At 58.2% G+C, this 1782-nt stretch carries 2 protein-coding genes; both read left to right on the forward strand.

What is annotated here, in order from left to right:
- Positions 1-724, forward strand: a 724-nt coding sequence (locus VGK48_03505; protein HEY2380229.1) for an amidohydrolase family protein, incomplete at its 5' end; no start/stop codon positions are given.
- Between the two features lie 183 nt (positions 725-907).
- Positions 908-1585 carry a 4-carboxy-4-hydroxy-2-oxoadipate aldolase/oxaloacetate decarboxylase gene (locus VGK48_03510; GenBank protein ID HEY2380230.1) on the forward strand — a complete coding sequence of 226 codons (678 nt, stop codon included), beginning with the start codon at positions 908-910 and terminating at the stop codon, positions 1583-1585.
- Positions 1586-1782: the final 197 nt, after the last annotated feature.

The raw sequence follows: 1782 nt of genomic DNA on the forward strand, positions 1-1782 counted from the left end.
TGCGCCGGTGGGCATGCTCGGACAACATCCTTCGTGTCCATCCGAGCAGGTGGCGAAACAGATCGAGCGTTGGACCAAGGAGGGTTTCATCGCGTTCAATTTCGATCCCGATGGCACCGGCGGCCGCTGGCAGAACCAACCTTTTACCGGAAAGCACAATTACGCGGTTTTCGAGGCGGCGCAGAACCTGGATGTGCCGCTGGTGCTGCACGGGAGCGAATCGATCAACAAGAACTTTCCGCATACGGCCGTTCAATATCTGGTCGCCGACATTACGGGCTTCGTGCAGCTCATGATGGCGAAAGATCTGTTCCGGGATTTTCCGCGTCTGCGCTTTCTGATCCCGCATGCGGGCGGCGCGTTGCCCTGCCAGATCGGGCGTTGGAGGGCGATCGCGAAGTACAACAGTTGGGCCAGCCCGGACGAACTCCTCGGCAAGGGCAACGTTTTCGTCGATACCTGCGTATACAATCGGCTCAACATGCAGATGTTATTTGACGCGGTCCCGCTCGACAACATCCTGTTCGGCTCGGAATGCGACGGTGCGTTCCCCGGCGTGGTTAATGATGAGACGCGCGATCATTACGACAACACGCGGCGCTATGTCGACGATTCGAAGCTGAACGCCGGCGACAAGGACCGGGTCTATGTCATCAACGCGCGGCGCGTTTATCCGCATGCGAGCCGTTGGGTTCAAGCGGAGCGGAGTCTGGGTCTGGCGTAGAATCCAAGTTCCGGGCCCCGCGCTGGTGCAGCGATTGACGCCGCGCTTTCGCACCGTCTAGAATTCCAACCTGAGTCTCTGAGAGGCTATTTTTGTGGCTAATAGAAAGAAAACGGCGATCGAGAGAGTCCAGTATGTGGAAGCGCATCAGCGCGTCTTCCCGCATGTAACCGAGGAACTGTCATGAGCAACGCGGTCGTAGTGAGGCACATCGAACAGCCGGACCAAACTGCGGTGGCCGCGCTCGAAAAGTATGGCGTATCGACGGTCCACGAGGCACAGGGGCGCATCGGACTACTGGCATCTTATATGCGCCCGATTTATGCCGGTGCGGCGATTGCCGGAAGCGCGGTGACCGTTTCGTTGCCGCCGGGCGACAATTTGATGATCCATGTGGCGGTGGAAATGTGCACGCCGGGCAGCATTCTGGTGGTGGCTCCCACATCGCCCTGCACCGACGGTTATTTCGGCGAACTTCTTGGCACCTCGCTTCGCGCTCACGGCGCAAAAGCCCTCGTGATCGAAGCAGGCGTCCGCGATGTTGGTCCGCTTACTCAGATGAAGTTTCCGGTCTGGAGCCGCGCCGTGCATTCACAAGGCACGGTGAAAGCTACACTTGGCTCGGTGAATGTTCCGATTGTGTGCGCCGGTGCGGCGATCGATCCGGGCGACGTGATTGTCGCGGATGATGATGGCGTGGTAGTGGTCAAACGAGCGGAGGCGGGTAAAGTAGCCGCGGCATCGAAACAGCGCGTGGACAAGGAAGATGTGGTTCGCGAGCGGCTCGCTAAAGGGGAGCTGGGCCTGGATATTTACGGCCTGCGCGCGAAGCTGAAAGAAATGGGGCTCGAATATCGTTAAGTATAGAGACGGCCGACTTCGACGCTAAATGGAAATGATCGCCTACTGGGCCGCCAGCATCCCGGGAGGTTACTGTGACTAAGTCCGTTCTTGCAAAACTGGTTCTGTCGTCTCTGCTGTTTCTTGCGTTCACTTGCTTTTCCTTTGGGGACGCGAAAACCCCGTTACTGCTCCAGACTCCGACGATCAGCAAGAAT

The sequence above is a fragment of the Terriglobia bacterium genome, assembly GCA_036496425.1.
GTDB lineage: Bacteria > Acidobacteriota > Terriglobia > 20CM-2-55-15 > 20CM-2-55-15 > 20CM-2-55-15.